1 rRNA gene is annotated in these 1,337 nt (G+C 55.8%); it reads left to right on the top strand.

Going from position 1 to position 1,337, the window contains the following annotated elements:
* A 23S ribosomal RNA gene (locus ON43_RS07715) occupies positions 1 to 1,337 on the top strand; the annotation flags it as partial.

Here is a 1,337-nt window from a genome sequence, read left to right on the forward strand (position 1 = left end):
AGCCTGAGAGGTGATGCGTAGCCGATTGAGGCGAATTCAGTGATCCTATGCTGCCGAGAAAAGCCTCTAGTGAGTTGGTACACGGCCCGTACCCCAAACCGACACAGGTGGTCAGGTAGAGAATACTAAGGCGATCGAGATAACTGTGGTTAAGGAACTCGGCAAAATACCTCCGTAACTTCGGGAGAAGGAGGGCCCGGTCTGGTGAACACCCTTGCGGTGGGAGCTGGGTTGGGTCGCAGAGACCAGTGAGAAGCGACTGTTTACTAAAAACACAGGTCCGTGCGAAGTCGTAAGACGATGTATACGGACTGACGCCTGCCCGGTGCCGGAAGGTTAAGAGGACCGGTTAGCGCTTCGGCGCGAAGCTGAGAATTTAAGCCCCGGTAAACGGCGGTGGTAACTATAACCATCCTAAGGTAGCGAAATTCCTTGTCGGGTAAGTTCCGACCTGCACGAATGGCGTAACGACTTCTCAGCTGTCTCAACCACAGACTCGGCGAAATTGCAGTACGAGTAAAGATGCTCGTTACGCGCGGCAGGACGAAAAGACCCCGGGACCTTCACTATAGCTTGGTATTGGTGTTCGGTACGGTTTGTGTAGGATAGGTGGGAGACTGTGAGACATGCACGCCAGTGTGTGTGGAGTCGTCGTTGAAATACCACTCTGATCGTATTGGACCTCTAACCTCGGACCCTGATCGGGTTCAGGGACAGTGCCTGGTGGGTAGTTTAACTGGGGCGGTTGCCTCCCAAAATGTAACGGAGGCGCCCAAAGGTTCCCTCAGCCTGGTTGGCAATCAGGTGTTGAGTGCAAGTGCACAAGGGAGCTTGACTGTGAGACCGACAGGTCGAGCAGGGACGAAAGTCGGGACTAGTGATCCGGCACCGGCAAGTGGAAGCGGTGTCGCTCAACGGATAAAAGGTACCCCGGGGATAACAGGCTGATCTTCCCCAAGAGTCCATATCGACGGGATGGTTTGGCACCTCGATGTCGGCTCGTCGCATCCTGGGGCTGGAGTAGGTCCCAAGGGTTGGGCTGTTCGCCCATTAAAGCGGCACGCGAGCTGGGTTTAGAACGTCGTGAGACAGTTCGGTCTCTATCCGCCGCGCGCGTTAGAAACTTGAGGAAGGCTGTCCCTAGTACGAGAGGACCGGGACGGACGAACCTCTGGTGTGCCAGTTGTTCCGCCAGGAGCACGGCTGGTTGGCCACGTTCGGAAGGGATAACCGCTGAAAGCATCTAAGCGGGAAGCCTGTTCCAAGATGAGGTTTCTCACCCCCTCGAGGGGGTAAGGCCCCCAACAGACCATTGGGTTGATAGGCCAGAACTGGAA

Source organism: Nocardia concava NBRC 100430 (assembly GCF_000308815.1).
GTDB lineage: Bacteria > Actinomycetota > Actinomycetes > Mycobacteriales > Mycobacteriaceae > Nocardia > Nocardia concava.